The 16,601-nt window shown below is 69.6% G+C and carries 15 protein-coding genes; 11 read left to right on the plus strand and 4 right to left on the minus strand.

The window, feature by feature from the left end:
- Nucleotides 1-91 precede the first annotated feature (91 nt).
- Nucleotides 92-1,012 carry a hypothetical protein gene (locus tag ACIBEJ_RS48275; protein WP_397189769.1) on the minus strand — a complete coding sequence of 307 codons (921 nt, stop codon included), beginning with the start codon at nt 1,010-1,012 and terminating at the stop codon, nt 92-94.
- A gap of 68 nt (nt 1,013-1,080) precedes the next feature.
- Here ACIBEJ_RS48275 and ACIBEJ_RS48280 point away from each other — a divergent pair, with 68 nt between their 5' ends.
- Nucleotides 1,081-1,464, plus strand: coding sequence for a CPCC family cysteine-rich protein (locus ACIBEJ_RS48280; RefSeq protein ID WP_397189770.1), 384 nt, complete (start codon nt 1,081-1,083; stop codon nt 1,462-1,464).
- A gap of 111 nt (nt 1,465-1,575) precedes the next feature.
- Here the strand turns inward: ACIBEJ_RS48280 and ACIBEJ_RS48285 are convergent, their stop codons facing one another.
- Both ACIBEJ_RS48285 and ACIBEJ_RS48290 read right to left on the minus strand, forming a co-directional pair.
- Nucleotides 1,576-2,535, minus strand: a complete 960-nt coding sequence (locus tag ACIBEJ_RS48285) for an SIS domain-containing protein (RefSeq protein ID WP_397189771.1) — start codon at nt 2,533-2,535, stop codon at nt 1,576-1,578.
- Nucleotides 2,532-3,620 (minus strand): phosphotransferase, encoded by a 1,089-nt coding sequence (locus tag ACIBEJ_RS48290; RefSeq protein ID WP_397189772.1) that lies wholly within the window; start codon nt 3,618-3,620, stop codon nt 2,532-2,534. Before ACIBEJ_RS48290 ends, ACIBEJ_RS48285 begins: the two co-directional genes overlap by 4 nt.
- A 175-nt stretch (nt 3,621-3,795) precedes the next feature.
- Here ACIBEJ_RS48290 and ACIBEJ_RS48295 point away from each other — a divergent pair, with 175 nt between their 5' ends.
- The 4 genes from ACIBEJ_RS48295 (at nt 3,796) to ACIBEJ_RS48310 (ending at nt 7,592) form a co-directional block, all read left to right on the plus strand.
- Nucleotides 3,796-4,926 carry a spermidine/putrescine ABC transporter substrate-binding protein gene (locus ACIBEJ_RS48295; RefSeq protein ID WP_397189773.1) on the plus strand — a complete coding sequence of 377 codons (1,131 nt, stop codon included), beginning with the start codon at nt 3,796-3,798 and terminating at the stop codon, nt 4,924-4,926.
- 72 nt (nt 4,927-4,998) lie between these two features.
- Nucleotides 4,999-5,784 (plus strand): ABC transporter permease, encoded by a 786-nt coding sequence (locus ACIBEJ_RS48300; protein ID WP_397189774.1) that lies wholly within the window; start codon nt 4,999-5,001, stop codon nt 5,782-5,784.
- Complete coding sequence (locus tag ACIBEJ_RS48305; RefSeq protein ID WP_397189775.1) at nt 5,777-6,556, plus strand: ABC transporter permease; 780 nt, start codon at nt 5,777-5,779, stop codon at nt 6,554-6,556. Before ACIBEJ_RS48300 ends, ACIBEJ_RS48305 begins: the two co-directional genes overlap by 8 nt.
- On the plus strand, nt 6,543-7,592 hold the full coding sequence (locus ACIBEJ_RS48310; protein WP_397189776.1) for an ABC transporter ATP-binding protein: 1,050 nt from the start codon (nt 6,543-6,545) through the stop codon (nt 7,590-7,592). Before ACIBEJ_RS48305 ends, ACIBEJ_RS48310 begins: the two co-directional genes overlap by 14 nt.
- Here the strand turns inward: ACIBEJ_RS48310 and ACIBEJ_RS48315 are convergent.
- Complete coding sequence (locus ACIBEJ_RS48315) at nt 7,586-8,221, minus strand: TetR/AcrR family transcriptional regulator (protein ID WP_397189777.1); 636 nt, start codon at nt 8,219-8,221, stop codon at nt 7,586-7,588. The genes ACIBEJ_RS48310 and ACIBEJ_RS48315 overlap by 7 nt on opposite strands.
- A 91-nt stretch (nt 8,222-8,312) precedes the next feature.
- Between ACIBEJ_RS48315 and ACIBEJ_RS48320 the strand changes: the two genes are divergently transcribed.
- The 6 genes from ACIBEJ_RS48320 (at nt 8,313) to ACIBEJ_RS48345 (ending at nt 16,303) form a co-directional block, all read left to right on the plus strand.
- A complete protein-coding gene (locus tag ACIBEJ_RS48320) occupies nt 8,313-9,587 on the plus strand; it encodes a glycosyltransferase (RefSeq protein WP_397189778.1) in 1,275 nt (424 codons plus the stop codon).
- A gap of 39 nt (nt 9,588-9,626) precedes the next feature.
- Nucleotides 9,627-11,042 (plus strand): aminobutyraldehyde dehydrogenase, encoded by a 1,416-nt coding sequence (locus ACIBEJ_RS48325; RefSeq protein ID WP_397189961.1) that lies wholly within the window; start codon nt 9,627-9,629, stop codon nt 11,040-11,042.
- Nucleotides 11,043-11,336: 294 nt separating this feature from the next.
- Nucleotides 11,337-14,903, plus strand: coding sequence for a nitrate- and nitrite sensing domain-containing protein (locus ACIBEJ_RS48330; protein WP_397189779.1), 3,567 nt, complete (start codon nt 11,337-11,339; stop codon nt 14,901-14,903).
- Nucleotides 14,900-15,322, plus strand: a complete 423-nt coding sequence (locus tag ACIBEJ_RS48335; protein ID WP_157250067.1) for a roadblock/LC7 domain-containing protein — start codon at nt 14,900-14,902, stop codon at nt 15,320-15,322. Before ACIBEJ_RS48330 ends, ACIBEJ_RS48335 begins: the two co-directional genes overlap by 4 nt.
- A gap of 20 nt (nt 15,323-15,342) precedes the next feature.
- The gene (locus ACIBEJ_RS48340; RefSeq protein ID WP_214641576.1) at nt 15,343-15,747 is read left to right on the plus strand and encodes a DUF742 domain-containing protein; all 405 of its coding nucleotides are present in this window, start codon (nt 15,343-15,345) and stop codon (nt 15,745-15,747) included.
- Nucleotides 15,728-16,303, plus strand: a complete 576-nt coding sequence (locus ACIBEJ_RS48345) for a GTP-binding protein (RefSeq protein WP_397189780.1) — start codon at nt 15,728-15,730, stop codon at nt 16,301-16,303. Before ACIBEJ_RS48340 ends, ACIBEJ_RS48345 begins: the two co-directional genes overlap by 20 nt.
- Nucleotides 16,304-16,601 lie beyond the last annotated feature (298 nt).

The following is a 16,601-nucleotide window of genomic DNA, read 5'->3' on the forward strand; positions in this document are numbered from 1 at the left end:
TTAACGCCGCTATCTGGCACAACTGGAACACCGACGCATCCGTGAAACGGTCACTGACCGCCTACGACCACTGATATTTCACATCAACGATCTAGGCGTTGGCCAGGCGGAGCCGTTCGGCTGCCTGGGCCCGCAGCGCGTGGCTGCCCGCCGGCGAGCCGCCGCACAGCGCCATCTCCCGGGCGTTGTACGCAGCCATCCACACGCTCGCCGCCCACGCGACCTCCATCTCCATAGGCGTGAACACGCGCTCCCGGAAGTCCTGATAGGCCGCCAGGAAAGCCTCGGAGCTCTCGACCGGCGCCAGTGTCGGCGGCCCTGAACTGGCGAACGCCCCGCTGGCCGCTCCCACCAGCGCCGCCTCCGGTTGCCACGCGAGGCTGTCCCAGTCGTGCACCGTCCACACCTGCCGCTCCCGCCACCGCAGGTTCTGCGCCTCGAAATCGGCATGGCCCAGAACGCACGGCAGACCGTCGGCCAGGAGCCGCCACCGGGCCCGCTCAGCCGCCTCGACAATGTGCCCGGACACGACACTCTGATCCAGATCGTCAAGAAATTGGATCGACGGCCACGTCTCGGACCCGGTCTCGTCCCAGCGGACCCAGGGCGGATTCGGCAACGGCGGCGTAACGATCACACGGGCGAGTTCGCCCATCAGCCGGGCGAACACCTCCGCGCACCGCACGGCCACGCCCGGCGAGGAGCCACGCAGCACCTCACCGCCGGCCCGGAACTCCTCAGCATGCACAGCCAGCGCACCGACACGGACCACCGGCGTCAGCGGCCGCGCACACGGAAACCCGCGCTCGGCCAGCCGAGCCTGCGCGGCCACACACGACACCGCCCGCCCGTCGTCGGCACGCGCCTTGACCACCACGTCCCGACCACCGGCCAACCGCAGCCCGAACACCATCGAGACCTGCTGGGACCGGAACAGCACCTCGGCGGGTTCGCCGTCCAGATGCTCACGACACCAAACCGCCAGCCAGCTCGGCAACTCGTCCAACGGCACGCTCACGACTGTGTCAGAAACGAGGGGTGCAGGTCCCGACGTCAAGCTCGCTGGGGAAGGATGATCGTGTGGAGCTGATCTATCCCTGTGTCTGCTGCGGTCACCTGACCATGGATGGTCCTCCCGGTTCCCATGAGATCTGTCCGGTGTGTTTCTGGGAGGACGACGTCCTTCAGATCCGGTGGCCGGACTGGCTGGGCGGTGCCAACAAGCCGTCCTTGATCGAGGCACAGGCGAACTTCACCCGGTTCGCTGCGTGTGAGGAGAGGTTCGTCCCCAACGTCCGTCCTGCTGAGGACGGTGAAAGCCTGGATCCGAGCTGGCGGCCGATCGACCCGGCGCATGATCAGTTCGAGCGCCGAGGCAGGCAGGACGCTCCCTGGCCAGAGGACCGCACCGTCCTGTACTGGTGGCGCTACCGGGATCCGGGTTTCTGGCGCCGGGGCGGATGAACGCCGTCCGCTGGTCTGCTCGTCCGGACGGGTGAGCGGGTCTCCGCTGTCGTGCCTCCAGGGGGTCTCCGCCGGTGAGGATGCGCGGTGCTTCGGGGAGTGGGGCGGTGGTCAGCGGGGGGTGGTCCACCAGTGGGCGGCGATGAGTTCGGCTACCAGGGTTTCTGTCAGGAGTGCCACGTCCGGGTCGGTGTCGTGGGTGTAGCGGATCGTGGCCGCGGCGCCCGGGAGGTCGGCGCCTACCGCCAGAACCGTGGAGCCTCGCTGGTCCACCCATTCCATCGCCTGCTGGTCGTAGGCGGAGCCCGGGAAGAGGATGGCGCGGTAGTCGAGGGTCTTGGTCAGGTACACGTCCACGTGTGACCAGTCGCCGGTCTCGCAGGCGTCGGCCGGGCGGCGCGGGCCCTCGCGGAACATCAGCGCCGACTGCTCGGCCGAGGACAGGTGTTCGGCGGGGGCGATCGTGTAGACGCCGTTCGGGCCGTCCAGGAGGTCGATGGCGTCTGGGAGCCACTCGTCGCGCCGGTCCAGGAGGTCGGCTGTGGCCTCGGCTGCCTGCCAGACCAGTCCGGCCACGCTCCGGTGACCGCTGGTCAGCCGCGACTCCAGGGCGAGCAGGAGCGCGAGTGTGTGCTGGAAGGTACGGCAGGCCACTCCGCCCAGTTCCTCGCCTGCCCGCATGTCCACCACCGCGTCGGCGGACTCGGCCACCGCTGAGGCCGGGTCGTTGGTGAGGGCTGCCACGAACGCCTGGCCGCCTCGGTAGCGTGCGACGGCGTCCAGGGTCTCCCTGCTGCCTCCGGTGGCCGAGATCGGCACCACGAGCGTGCCGTGCGCCGCCGGGTAGGAGGCGCGGGCGGAGGCGTACTCGGCCACCGCGTTCACCCCGGCCGCCCGCAGCCGCAGCGCGGCCACGCCGGCGGCGTAGCGGGAGCTGCCCATGCCCAGGAACACGACACGCTCGACCTCGCCGGGCAGCGCCGCGAACGGGTCCTCCGACAGCGACTCGGCCAGCTTGGCCAGCGCCTCCGGCTTGGCTTCCAGGTCGGCCAGGAACAACTCGGGGTTCACGCGGGGTCCTCGTCTTTCTCTTCGTACCAGGTGCGCAGGACGCCCATCGGGGCGTAGCGCCAGCGGGGCAGGTGGCGGGCGGCGTAGATCAGCTCGCGGCACTCCTGCTCGACCTCGAACGGCCTGATCAGGCTCTCGTCCAGCAGGTCGCAGGTGCTCGTGTAGGCGGTGAGCAGGTCGTGCCCGGCCCGCCGTACCCAGTCCGCGGCCGCGGTGGGAGCGGTGCCGCGGCGCTTGATCGCCACCTGGGCGACGTGCTGCAGGCTCGTGGTGAGTTGCGCGACGTCCCTCGCCGGTGGCTGGTACGGCGCCGCCTCCGTCACCGTCGGGTTGCCGTCGAAGTCGATGACCGCGTAGCCGTCGCGCCAGCGCAGGATCTGGCCCACGTGCAGGTCGCCGTGGATCCTGATCCGTGGTCCCGAGGCCATGGCGCCGAGCGGGGTCAGCTCGGCGCGCATCCGTTCGGCTTTCGTGGCCAGCCATGCGCCGTCCTCGCCGTCGGTCAAGGACAGCGCCTCTTCCAAAGCGCCCATCGCCCGCCCGAGCAGCCCCGCCTCAGCATCGAGGGGGCCGGGAGCAGGGAGGGTGGCGAGGGCGGTGTGGAGGTTGGCGGTCAGGTGACCCAGGGGTGTCGCGAAGGTGGTGTCGGCTGACGCGCAGGCGTCCACGCACCACTCCCAGCCGTCCCTGGCCTCGGGAAGGTAGCCCGTGACCAGGGCGAGCAGGAGCTCCGACTTGCCGTCGGAGCGTGTCAGAGCCGCGTAAGGAGGAGCTGTTTCGTTGAAGCCGGCGTCAACGAGGTGCGCGAAGATCTCGGGCGTCGGGTGGGGGAGCGGAACGGGCGGCGTGAGCCACTTGACGACCACCGATTCGGCCACGACGACCGAGTGGTTGGTCATGTCCACGTGCTCGCCGAAACCCCGCTCTACCGGCACCCCGGTGCCCTGATCAGCTTGGCCGTACGACAGAGTGGGGAGCGGCTGGAAGCGGCGCGCGGCGAACGGCGCCGGCGGTTCCGACGCCAGCGCGGCGAGGAGCGCGGCGGTGACCCCGCGGTCCCGTTCGGTAAGGGGATTCTCACCCACAGAGAGCAATCGCTCCCATATTGAATCCGAGTTCAACAGGCTGACCAAACTTCCAGGTGGCAATGTCCGGAAAAGTCTTGCTCATGTTGATTTCTACTGCAACACTCCTCTCCTGGTCTGGCGTGCCTGGATGGTTGCGCGACCTCTTCCCCGAAATCCTGAAGGAGTAGCGACCGTGTTCCGTACCCGGTTCACCCGTCGTCTTCCGGCCGCCGTCGCGGTTGCCGGCCTCGCGCTCGCCGCCGCAGCGTGCGGCGGTGGTGGTGAGTCGACCAGCACCGGCGCCCAGGCCGCGCCCAGCGCCACCGCGGCCCAGCTCAACGCCAACGCCGACCTGTCCAAGCAGTCGCTCCAGGTCACGGTGTGGGACGGTTACACGCCCAAGGAGCTCCCCGACAAGGTCAAGCAGGACCTTAAGGTCTCCAACGTCAAGATCAACCTGCACGCCACCAACGAGGAGGCGATCGCCAAGCTGACGGCGAGCGCCGACAGCGGCATCGACGTCGCGTTCGTGTCCGGCCAGTACGCGCAGGCGCTGTGGGAGCAGGGGCTGCTGGAGCCCATCCACCCCGAGCTGATCCCGAACCTGAGCAACCTCTACCCCGAGGCCACCCAGCTCTCCTACGACAAGGGCAACAAGTACTCCGTGCCCTACACCTGGGGAACCACGGGCATCTGCTACCGCTCCGACCTGGTGAAGGCCGAGCCCACCAGTTGGAACGACATCCTCAAGCCGCCGGCCTGGGCGCAGAAGAAGGTCACGATGATGACCACCGAGCGCTGGCTGGCCCTTCCGGCCCTCAAGGCGCTCGGCTTCTCGGTCAACACCGACAAGGACGACGAGATCGCCAAGGCCAAGGAGCTGCTGACGGCCGCCAAGCCGCAGTTGCTCGGCTACGACGACACCACCTTCGGCGACAAGCTCAAGTCCGGCGAGGCCGTGATGGTCGAGGCGTGGGACGGCTGGTGCCCGACCACCGACGCCAAGAAGAACATCAAGTTCGTGGTCCCGAAGGAGGGCAGCGACCTCTGGGTGGACACCATGGTGATCATGAAGTCCTCCAAGAACAAGGAGGCCGCGCACGCCCTGATCAACTACATCCTGGACCCGAAGATCCACGGCTGGGCCGCCGAGAACATCAACTACAAGGTTCCGAACAAGGCCGCCATGGACCAGGTGAAGGTGCCCGAGGGCTCGCTGCTGGGCATCAAGCCCGCCGAGCTGCTCAACGGCGAGTCCATCCGCGACCTGGGTGAGGCGTCCACGAAGTACACCCGCCTGTCGTCCGAGGTCACGGCGAAGTAGGCGGTGAAGAGCCAGACCAAGGCCCGGCCGGCGTCCTCCGTCAGGGGGCGCCGGCTAGCGGCTTTTTCCTTTTTGTCGCCGGGGCTGGCCTACCTGATCGTCCTGCTGCTGGTGCCGCTCGCGCTGGTGCTCAGCTTCACGGTCTTCAAGCGCGGCCGGTTCGGCGGCATCGTCTACGAGTTCACCACCGAGAACTTCTCCCGGCTGATCGACCCGCTCTACCTCGGCGTGCTGGGCGACTCGCTCAAGATCGCCGCGATCACCACGTTGATCGCGCTGCTGGTCGGCTACCCCACGGCGTACTTCATCGCCCAGCTTCCCCGCAACTGGAAGACGATCGCGCTGGTGGCGATCGTGCTGCCGTTCTGGACGAACTTCATCATCCGGGTCTACGCCTGGATCATGCTCCTCAGCGGCCCCGGCATCGTGAACTCGGTGCTCGGCACCCAGATGGAGCTGCTCTACAAGGACGGCGCGGTCATCGTCGGCCTGCTGTACTCCTACCTGCCGCTGATGGTGCTGCCGCTGTACGCGACGATCGAGAAGCTCGACCCGCAGTTGCGTGAAGCCTCGGCCAACCTGGGCGCCTCCGCCTTCACGACCTTCCGCAAGGTGACGCTGCCGCTGACGGTGCCCGGCGTGCTGACCGGCTGCCTGTTCGTGTTCGTGCCGAGCTTCGGCAACTTCGTCATCCCCGAGATGCTGGGCGGCGGTAAGTCGATCATGGTGGGCAACCTGATCCGCACCGAGTTCCTCAAGGCGCGCGACTGGCCGTTCGGCTCGACGCTGGCGCTCGCCCTGATCGCGGTGCTCATCGTGCTGCTGATGATCCAGTCCTGGGCGGCCCGCCGTGCGTAGGGCCAGGCTGCTGCACGTCCCGTTCTGGGCGACGATCGTCTTCCTCTACCTGCCGATCGCCGTCCTGGTCGTCATGTCGTTCAACTCCGGCGAGTCCGCGTACACCTTCGAGGGTTTCAGCCTCAAGTGGTACGGCGAGCTGGCCGGCGACGAGCGGGTCATCAAGGGCCTGGTCAACACGCTGATCGTGGCGCTCGGCTCGACCGCGATCGCCACCGTGCTCGGCACCCTGCTCGCCGTCGGCCTGGCCCGCTACACGCGCTCCAAGCTCCTGGACGCGGTGGCCCTGATGCCCGCCGTCCTGCCCGACCTGGTGCTCGCGATCGGCCTGCTGCTGTTCTTCGTGACGATCAAGCAGTCGCTCGGCCTGCACTCGGTGATCCTGTCGCACGCGGTCTTCTCGATGGCGTTCGTGGCCGCGGTGGTGCGTACCCGTCTCAGCGGGGCCGACGTCTCGCTGGAGGAGGCCAGCCGCGACCTGGGCGCGGGCCCGGTGGCCACGTTCGTGAGGGTGACGCTGCCGCAACTGGCGCCGGGCATCGTCGCCGGCGCCATGCTCGCCTTCACGCTCTCGCTCGACGAGTTCGTCATCGCCTTCTTCACGATCGGCAACGCCGACCCGACGCTGCCGATCGTCATCTACTCAATGATCCGATTCGGGGTGACCCCGGAGATCAACGCGCTGGCCTCGATCCTCCTGCTGGTGAGCTTCACCGCGGTGATCGCGGGGCAGCGGCTGACCAAGATCGGGGAGTCCCGTGCTCAAGATTGACGGCATCACTCGCAGCTTCGGCGAGGTCACCGCGCTCGACGGGGTCTCGCTGGAGATCGGGCAGGGCGAGTTCTTCGCGCTGCTCGGCCCCTCGGGCTGCGGCAAGACGACGCTGCTGCGCATCCTGGCCGGCTTCGAGACGCCCGACCGCGGCTCCGTCTCGCTCGACGGCGCCGACCTGCTCTCGCTCGCGCCCAACAAGCGGCCGATCAACCTCATGTTCCAGTCGTACGCGCTGTTCCCGCACATGAGCGTCGCCAAGAACGTCGCCTACGGCCTGGAGCGCGAGAAGCTGGCCCGCACAGAGGTCAAGAAGCGCGTCGGCGAGGTGCTGGAGACCGTCGGCCTGTCCGCCCAGGCGAGCAGGAAGCCGCAGCAACTGTCCGGCGGCCAGCGCCAGCGCGTCGCCCTGGCCAGGGCCATCGTCAAGCGTCCCCGGCTGCTCCTGCTCGACGAGCCGCTTTCTGCGCTGGACAAGAAGGTCCGCGCCGACATGCAGCTCGAACTCAAGCGGCTCCAGCACGAGGTCGGCATCACCTTCGTGGTCGTCACCCACGACCAGGAGGAGGCCATGTCGCTGGCCGACCGCATCGCGGTCTTCGACTCCGGCCGCGTGCGCCAGGTGGACCGCCCCGTCGAGCTCTACGAGCGGCCCCGGTCCCGCTTCGTCGCCGACTTCGTCGGCGCCAACAACCTCTTCTCCGGTACGGCCGGCCCCGGCGGCACCCTGAGCACGGAGCACTTCGGCACCCTGCGCGGCACGGCCGTCGAGGAGGTGCCCGAGGGGGCCGCGGCGCTGCTGGCCGTACGCCCGGAGAAGGTGGGGCTGTGCGAGACGGCGGGAGAGGGCGGGCTGACCGGCACCGTGCTGGACGTCAGCTTCTACGGCGGCGTCTCGCACATCTCCGTCGAGGTGCCGGGCCAGGCCAAGCCCGTGCTCGTGGCCGTGCAGGGCGCCAGCGCGGTCCAGCCGGGCGCCGAGGTGGCCCTGCAGTGGGGGGAGCGGGACGCGGTCCTGCTCCCGGTGGCTCAGTGAACGAGGTCGTTGCCGGTCGCCGCGCGGGCGTAGGAGAGGATCAGCTCCACCGCCTCCGCGGGGCCGATCACGGGGTGCCTGGCGGTGATGCGGTAGCCGTAGGCGTCCTCCAGGGCGACCAGGTTGCGCGAGATCGTCAGCGCGTCCGCGCTCAGCTTGAACACGCCGAGCGCGGCCCCGGTGTCCAGGATCGACTGGTACATCGACACCTGGCGGTCGTAGAGCGAGGTCAGCAGCACGCCGTACATGCGGTTGCGGCCGGCGGCCCCGCCCAGCTCGTTGAGCAGGCGCACGTCGGGGTCGAGCGGCCCGGTCGGCAGCCCGGAGCGGATCGTCATGACGAGCTTCTTCACCGGGTCGGTGACGGCGGCGATCTGCCGCAGGCGTTGCTCGTAGAAGCGCTCCATGCCCGCGTGCTGGGCCTCGACGAGCAGCTCGTTGAGGTCGGGGTAGTGGTAGAGCACGGCGCCGGAGGTCAGACCGGCCTCCTCGGCCACGTGCGAGAGCTGCACTCCGTCGACGCCATGCCGGATGATGGCCCGGCGCGCCGCCTCGATCAGGTCGATCCGGCGATCCGTGCGACTCTTGCGCTGGGCCACGCCCACCCCCGATGCACCACTGTTCAGCAAATCCGTCACTATAGTGCCGCGAAGTTGACCTTTACGCTAGATCAGCATTTGAAGTCCCGTTCAGATTGACGTTTCCCCCCGGAGTGACCACATGGCTCTCACCATCCTGTTCATGCCCGAGAGCGCGTACGGGCCGACGAACAACAGCATCGGCATCGGCGACATCCTGCGCCGCCGCGGCCACCGGGTCGTCTTCGCGGCCGAGGCGTCGTGGAAGGGCAAGCTCGAAGCGCTCGGCTTCGAGGAAGACCTGGTCGACCTGGCGCCCCCGGCCGACGACGCCGAGGAGCAGGACCCCGGCCAGTTCTGGAAGGACTTCATCCGCGAGACCGCGCCGGAGTACCGCAAGACCACGCTGGAGCAGCTCGAGACCGTCACCAAGCCGATCTGGGACTCCCTGATCGACGGCGTGAAGTACTGCGAGCCGCAGCTCAAGGCCATCATCGAGCGCGTGAACCCCGACGTCGTCGTCGAGGACAACGTGATCACGTTCCCGGCGCTGCTGACCGCGGGCAAGAAGTTCGTGCGGATCGTGTCGTGCAACCCGCTGGAGGTACGCGGCGAGAACGTCGCGCCCGTCTTCTCCGGCCTGCCCGCCGACGACCGCTCCGAGTGGGACGCCTTCCGCGCCGAGTACGAGCGCACCCACCGCGAGATCTGGACCGCCTTCAACGCCTGGTGCGTCGAGCAGGGCACGAGCCCGCTGCCCGACCTCGACTTCATCCACGAGGGCGACCTGAACCTCTACGTGTACCCCGAGGTGCTCGACTACACCAACGCCCGCCCGCTGGGTCCGACGTGGCACCGGCTCGACTCCTCGGTGCGGGAGACGGAGCAGGACTTCGAGCTGCCCTTCGAGCGGAACGACGGCTCGCTGGTCTACTTCTCGCTGGGCTCGCTCGGCTCCTCCGACGTGGAGCTCATGCAGCGGGTGATCGACGTGCTGGCCACCACGCGCCACCAGTTCATCGTCTCCAAGGGTCCGCTGCACGACGAGATCAAGCTGGCCGACAACATGTACGGCGCGGAGTTCCTGCCCCAGACGAAGATCATCCCGCTCTGCGACCTGGTGATCACCCACGGCGGCAACAACACCACCGTCGAGGCCCTGCACTTCGGCAAGCCGATGATCCTGCTGCCGCTGTTCTGGGACCAGTACGACAACGCCCAGCGCGTGGACGAGCTCGGCTACGGCGTGCGCCTGTCCACCTACACCTTCACCGACGAGGAGCTGAAGGGCGCCCTGGAGCGCCTGCTCGGCGACACGGAGCTGCGCGCCGAGCTGGCCGCGACCGGCGAGGAGATCCGCCAGCGCGACGGCCTGCGCAAGGCCGCCGACCTCATCGAGCAGCTCGGCCTGAAGTAGTCAGCCGGTACGGCTCGCGCCGCCGGGCCGTACCGGGTCATCCAAGGAAAGAACCCCATGCGCCAACTGATCAACCCGGCCACCGGGCAGCCCTTCGCCGACGTTCCCGACACTCCGGTGGGGGAGGTGGCGGTAGCCGTACGGAAGGCCCGGCGGGCCTTCGAGGAGTGGTCGCGGACCACCCCCGCCGAGCGGGCGCGGCTGCTGCTGCGCCTGGCCGACCTCGTGGAGGCCGACGCCGAGGAGCTGACCAGGCTGGAGGTCGAGGAGACGGGCAAGCCGGCCGCGGTCTTCCGCGACGGCGAGCTGCCCTTCGCTGTCGACAACCTGCGCTTCTTCGCCGGCGCGGCCCGCTCGCTGGACGGCACCGGCGCCGGGGTGCTGAGCGCCGGCTACACCTCGGTGCTGCTGCGCCGGCCCGTCGGGGTGGTCGGGTCGATCGCGCCGTGGAACTTTCCGTTCATCATGGCCGTCTGGAAGGTGGGGCCTGCGGTCGCGGCTGGAAACGCGGTCGTCATCAAGCCCGCGCCGCAGACCCCGCGCTCGACGCTGCGGCTGGCCGAGCTGTTCGCGCGGGCCGGGGCGCCGGAGGGGCTCGTCCAGGTGGTGCTCGGCGACGGGGCCGTGGGCGAGGCGCTGGTGACCGACCCGGGCGTGGACATGGTCAGCGTGACCGGCTCCACCGAGACCGGCCGCGCGGTCATGACCGGCGCGGCGCGCACGCTCAAGCGGGTCCACCTGGAGCTCGGCGGCAAGGCGCCGGCGCTGGTGTTCGAGGACGCCGACCTGGAGGAGGCGGCGCGCGGCGTGGCCATGGGCGCCACCTACAACACCGGACAGGACTGCACCGCCGCCACGCGCGTCTACGTCGCCAGGACGGTCTACGACGACACGGTCGAGGCTCTGCGCGCCACGCTGGCCAAGATCACCGTAGGCGACCCCTGGGACGCGGCCACGGACATCGGGCCGCTGGTCTCGGCGGCCCACCGCGAGCGGGTGCACGGCTTCGTCTCCCGCTCGGGCGCTCAGGTGGTGCACGGTGGCACGCCGTTCGACGGACCGGGCTTCTACTACCCGCCCACTCTTGTCGCCGGTGCGGCGCAAGACAGCGAAATCGTGCAAGGTGAACTTTTCGGTCCGGTCCTTGTCGTGCTTCCGTTCGACGACGAGGACGAGGCCGTACGGCTGGCCAACGACACCCGCTACGGCCTGGCCTCATCGGTCTGGTCGCGGGACGTGGCGCGGGCCATGAGGGTCTCCCACCGCCTCGATGTGGGTGTGACCTGGGTGAACGACCATCTTCCCATCGCCAGCGAGGCCCCGCACGGCGGCGTCAAGGGCAGCGGATTCGGCAAGGACATGAGCCAGGAGGCCGTTCAGGAGTACTCGGTGACCCGTCACCTGATGATCAAACACGCTGCCCCGGCCGAGCGGGACTCCTTCCGGCCGGCCTGAAAGCTGAAGGCGAAACCGACCGAAATGACACGTTTGGTCGCGTTTGATGGGAAATGCACGGTTGGCCGATCTGGTACGGGTTGTGTTCCAATTACCCACGCCCGCGGAATCCCATGCGCCGCACGCGTGTCAGATTTTTCGAGCACGTAGCGCGAGAGGTAGCGAGAGTCAGTGAGGACGGAAAACCCCAGGCACGCGACGCCAGGGGAGTACACAGGCGGACGGTTCCGGCTGGCTAACTGGCGTGTGCGCTCCAGGTTGGTGGCCCTGATCCTCATCCCCACCATCGTCGGTGTGCTCCTCGCAGGTATCCAGCTTGCCGACGCGATCGGCACCAGCGCCGAGTACCGGCGGCTCACCCAGGTGGCCGAACTGGTCCAGCGGATCGGCGCGCTCTCCCACGAGATGGGCAAGGAGCGCGCCCTCACCGCCTGGTACATCGCCGACCAGCGGCGTACCAGCCGCATGGCGCAACTGCGCACGCAGCGCGCCGTCGTGGACGGCGCCAAGACCAAGGTGCTCGACAGCACCGCCGCGATCGACGACGCGCACTCCCCGCGCGTGCGGCAGGAAGTCGAGAACATGCGCCGCTGGCTCACCGGTCTCGACGGGCTGCGCGAGTCGATCCTGGGCGACAGCGTTCCGCCCCGAGCCGCGATCCGCACCTACTCGACGATGATCGACGTCCTGGAGAACCTCCAGGACGAGCTCGGCCAGGTGGGTGACGACGACGTCCTGCTGAAGGACGTGGCCGCCCTCGGCGCCCTCCAGCGCGCCAAGGAGGAGGTCTCGCGCCAGCAGGTCATCCTGGTCGTCGCGCTGGTCGAACGGAAGCTGGACTACGACGACCTGTCCGACTTCCTCGGCTCCTGGAACGCCCAGCAGGCCGAGCTGGCCACCTTCGAGCAGGAGGCCCAGGGCAAGTACACCGCCCTGTACAACGACACGGTCAAGGGCCCCGCCATCGACCGCGCCGACGCCATGCGCCAGCGCGCCCTGGCCCAGTTGCGCGAGTACAAGGAGATCCGCGACCTCGACATCACCGCCACCCCGCGCGGTGAGCTGCTGTTCTGGTACGACAGCACCACGCTGGCCGTCAACGCCATGCGCAAGGTGGAGGACGGGCTCGCCACGGCCGTCGTGACCAAGACCCGCGAGCTGAGCGACACCGAGCAGCGCAACGCCATCATCTCCGGCGCGCTCATCCTCGTGCTGCTGCTCCTCGTCCTGGTGATCACCACCCGCGTGGCCGGTTCGCTGGTCCGCCCGCTGCGGCGGCTGCGCGCCGAGGCTCTCCAGGTCGCCACGACCAGGCTGCCGGAGACCGTCCGCGTGCTGCGCGAGTCCGGGGACGGCGCCGCCACGCCAGAGGTGCCCTCCGTCGGCGTCAACACCCGCGACGAGATCGGGGAAGTCGCCCGGGCCTTCGACGAGGTCCACCGCGAGGCCATCCGGCTGGCCGGCGACGAGGCCAAGCTGCGCGCCAACGTCAACTCCATGTTCGTCAACCTCTCGCGCCGCTCGCAGACGCTCGTCGAACGTCAGCTCCAGCTCATCGAGGGCCTGGAGCAGGGCGAGGAGGACGAGAACCGGCTCGCCAACCTCTTCCGCCTCGACCACCTGGCCACCCGCATGCGCCGCAACAGCGAGAACCTCCTGGTCCTCGCCGGCCAGGAGGCCGCGCGCAAGTGGAGCGAGCCCGTCCCGCTGGTGGACATCGCCCGCGCCTCGCTGTCGGAGGTCGAGAACTACGAGCGGGTCCAGATCCAGATCCCGTCCGACATCCAGGTCGTCGGCCCCGCCGTCACCGACGCCGTCCACCTGCTCGCCGAGCTGATCGAGAACGCGATCTCCTTCTCGCCGCGCGAGAGCCGGGTCAGCGTCACCAGCGCGCCCGCCGACGGCGGCTTCGTCGTCACCATCAGCGACCTCGGCATCGGCATGAGCGCCGAGGAACTGGCCGAGGCCAACTGGCGCCTGGCCAACCCGCCCGTCGTGGACGTGTCCGTCTCCCGGCGCATGGGCCTGTTCGTGGTCGGCCGCCTGGCCCTGCGCCACGGCATCCGGGTCCAGCTCCGCATGCGGGAGACCGGCGGGCTCAGCGCGCTGGTCATGCTGCCCGACATGCTCATCGCCGCGGCCAACGGCATGGTGCCGCAGCAGCGCGGGCAGTACGACAGCTTCACCACCTTCGACCCGGCCATGCTGGGCGCGCCGCCGTACGCGGCCAACCCCGACACTCCCGAGGTACGCGACCACGAGTCGCTGGCCGACACGCAGTGGCCCGGCTCGATGCCGGTGCCGGACAAGGGCGGCTGGAACCCCTACGGCGACGAGCAGTCCCCGGCCGACGCGCCGGGGGAGCAGGCGCCCGCGGCGTTCGGTGAGTCCTTCGGCGAGCCTCTCGGTGAGTCTTTCGGTGAGTCTTTCGGTGAGCAGCAGCCCGCGTCGTTCACCGGGCCCGCGTCCTTCGGCGACCAGCCCTCCGCCGAGGCGAGCTGGCCGTCGTTCGCCGAGCAGCCACCGCCGCTCGACGTCGAGCAGCGCTGGCCCTCCTTCGCGGAGGAGCCGCCCCCGCTGGAGGTCGAGCAGCGGTGGCCGTCCTTCGCCGAGGAGCCGCCCCGCGGCCGTGACGACGACCAGCGGCAGTGGCCGTCCTTCGGCGAGGACTCCAACTGGCCGTCGGTCGCCTCCTCGCCCCCCTCCTCCAACGGGAACGGCTCGGCCAACGGGCTGTTCACGCCCTACAACACCGACTACGCCTCGCAGGACCTCACCGGGCCGCTGCCCGCGGTCGACAGCTCGCCCATGGACTCCGAGGGCGAGGACTTCCTGCCGATCTTCTCGTCGGTGGGCTCCGACTGGTTCCGCCGGCCCGAGCCGGACCCGCTCAAGCAGCCGCCCGCCGAGCCCGAGCTGCCCGGTCCCTCGACCGGCGCGTTCGGACCGGTGGGGCAGGGGTTCGGCGGCGCTCCCGCCGCCGACGGCTTCTCCGGGCCGGGCACCGGGGCTTTCGGCGCGGTCAGCCCGTCCTATGGCCCCGGCTACGACTCCTTCGAGGCCGACTCGCCCCCGACCATGCCCCACCCGGTCGTCTCCGCCGACGGGCCCCCTCCCGCCGGCTACGGCCAGGGCGGTCCCGGTAGTCAGGGTGGTCCGGGCGGTCCCGGCGGTCCGGGTGGTCCGGGCGGTCAGGGCGGCTTCGCGGGCGCGGGCGCCGGCGGCCACGGCGACGCGGGCCAGACCGGCTACGCGGCCGGCTACCCGAACACCGACCACCCCGGTGCCGGTTACCCGGGCACCGACCATCCCGGCGCCGACTACACGGGCTCCGGCGCCCCGGGCTCCGGCCACGGCGCCCCCGGCAACGCCGACCAGGGCGGCAACGCGGGCCCCGGTTACGCGGGCGCGGGTGCCCCCGGCTCCGGCCACACGGGCCCCGGCGGCTCTGGCTCTGGCGGCCCTGGCTCCGGCTTTGGCGGTCCTGGCTCAGGCCACGGCGGCCTCAGCGGTCCCGGTTCCGGTGGTGCTGGTTCGGGTGGGCCCGGGGGTGTGAGCAGGTCCGGTCTGCCGCAGCGCAGGCCCGGGCAGTCCGGCGCCGGCGCCTCCTGGTCCTCGCCTGCCGACAGCGGCTTCCAGGCCGCGCAGGCCGCCGCCGAGCCTGCCAGGGGTGGTACCACCGCCTCCGGCCTGCCGCGCCGCGTACCCAAGGCCAACCTCGTGCCGGGCACGGCGGCCTCCGCCGAGCCCCAAGTGACGTCACCGGCGCCGCCGATCTCACCCGAGCGCCTGCGCAGCAGGCTCTCCAGCTTCCAGCAGGGTGTACGGCAGGGCCGTGAGGATCTGAAGGAGAAGGAATGAGAGAACTGAGCCAGGGAGCGCGTGGCATCAGCTGGCTGATCACCGACTTCGTCAACAACGTGCCCGGTGTCGCGCACACCGTCGTCGTGTCGTCGGACGGTCTGCCGCTGGCCTTCTCCGAGGGGTTCCCCAAGGACCGGGCCGACCAGCTCGCCGCGGTCGCCTCCGGTGTGATCAGCCTGACCCAGGGCGCGGCACGCGTGTTCGAGGGCGGTATGGTCACCCAGACGGTGATCGAGATGCAGCGCGGCCTTTTGATGATCATGTCGATCAGTGATGGATCGTGTCTGGCGGTGCTCGCCTCGCCCGACTGCGACATGGGCCTGGTGGCCTACCAGATGACGCTCCTCGTCGAGCGGGCCGGCCAGGTGCTGACGCCCGCCGTACGGGCGGAGCTGCAGGCGGCCCGCCCCCGCTAGCCGGGCGGTGACAGGAGATCATGGTGTCAGGTCAGGGTTGGGCTGGTGATAGCACTCCGCCGCATCCGTCGGCGCCCCGTCCGCAGAAGCCGAGCTCTCTGGTGCGGCCCTATGCCGTGACCGGGGGGCGGACCGCTCCGCGGATGAAGTTCGCCATGGAGGCGCTGGTTTCCTCCGTGACGTCGGAATACCAAGATATTTCCCTCTTGAGTCCGGAGTATCAGGCGATCATCCAGCTAACGCGAAATGTTCGGTCGGTTGCGGAGATCTCCGCCCTTTTACGGCAGCCTCTCGGGGTGGTCCGGGTGCTGATCGCCGACATGGCGTCGGAAGGCCTGATCCGCGTGCACCAGCCTGCGCTGGACGCGGGAAAGCCGGACCTCAACTTGCTCGAAAGGGTACTCAGTGGACTTCGCAGGCTCTAGCGCCGGCCTCACCTCGACGAAGATCGTCGTGGCCGGAGGCTTCGGCGTGGGCAAGACGACGTTCGTGGGAGCGGTCTCTGAGATCCTGCCGCTCACCACGGAGGCCGTCATGACCGACGCGTCGGCAGGCGTCGACGACGTGTCGCTCACCCCCAACAAGACCACGACCACGGTGGCGATGGACTTCGGCAGGGTCTCGCTCGACCGGGACCTGATCCTGTACCTGTTCGGAACCCCTGGCCAGCACCGCTTCTGGTTCATGTGGGACGACCTGGTACGCGGCGCCATCGGCGCGGTCGTCCTGGTCGACACGCGGCGCCTGGCCGACAGTTTCCCGGCGATCGACTACTTCGAAGAGGCCAAGCTGCCGTTCGTGGTGGGCGTCAACGGCTGGGACGGCGCCTTCCTGCACGACGAGCAGGAACTCCGCGAGGCCCTGACGGTCGGCGACGGCACCCCGATCGTCCGCCTGGACGCCCGCAACAGGGAGTCGGTCAAGGCCACCCTGATCACGCTGGTCGAACACGCCCTGACCCGCCAGATCGCCCCAGCCTGACCAAAGGGTTGGCCGAGCACCCGCCCGGCCAACCACCCCACCCGTCGAAACCCCTCAGGCCCACAACCCCGGTGCGCAAAGGGCTGGAGAAGCCGGCCCGACGAGCACGAGCATGCTGCCGTGGAACGGGGACATACCCGCGGCGCGGGGTGGTAGCGGGGCAAGCGGTGGTTTTCCCGCTAGCCGGTGGACGTGCGCACGTGGCGGCGGTCTGCCGGGGAGGCGGAGGAGCGTTCCCCTGGAAGGTCGGCACCACGTGCGGCGGGTGGGGTGGGGCGGCCCGCCGTAACGGAGAAAA

It is taken from the genome of Nonomuraea sp. NPDC050790, assembly GCF_044456745.1.
In the GTDB taxonomy this organism is placed as follows: Bacteria; Actinomycetota; Actinomycetes; order Streptosporangiales; family Streptosporangiaceae; genus Nonomuraea.

Excerpts from the sequence above, each read along its gene's own strand:
- ACIBEJ_RS48340 (WP_214641576.1), top strand. The coding sequence starts at position 15,343 with ATGGTGTCAGGTCAGGGTTGGGCTGGTGATAGCACTCCGCCGCATCCG.
- ACIBEJ_RS48320 (WP_397189778.1), top strand. The coding sequence starts at position 8,313 with ATGGCTCTCACCATCCTGTTCATGCCCGAGAGCGCGTACGGGCCGACG.
- ACIBEJ_RS48335 (WP_157250067.1), top strand. The coding sequence starts at position 14,900 with ATGAGAGAACTGAGCCAGGGAGCGCGTGGCATCAGCTGGCTGATCACC.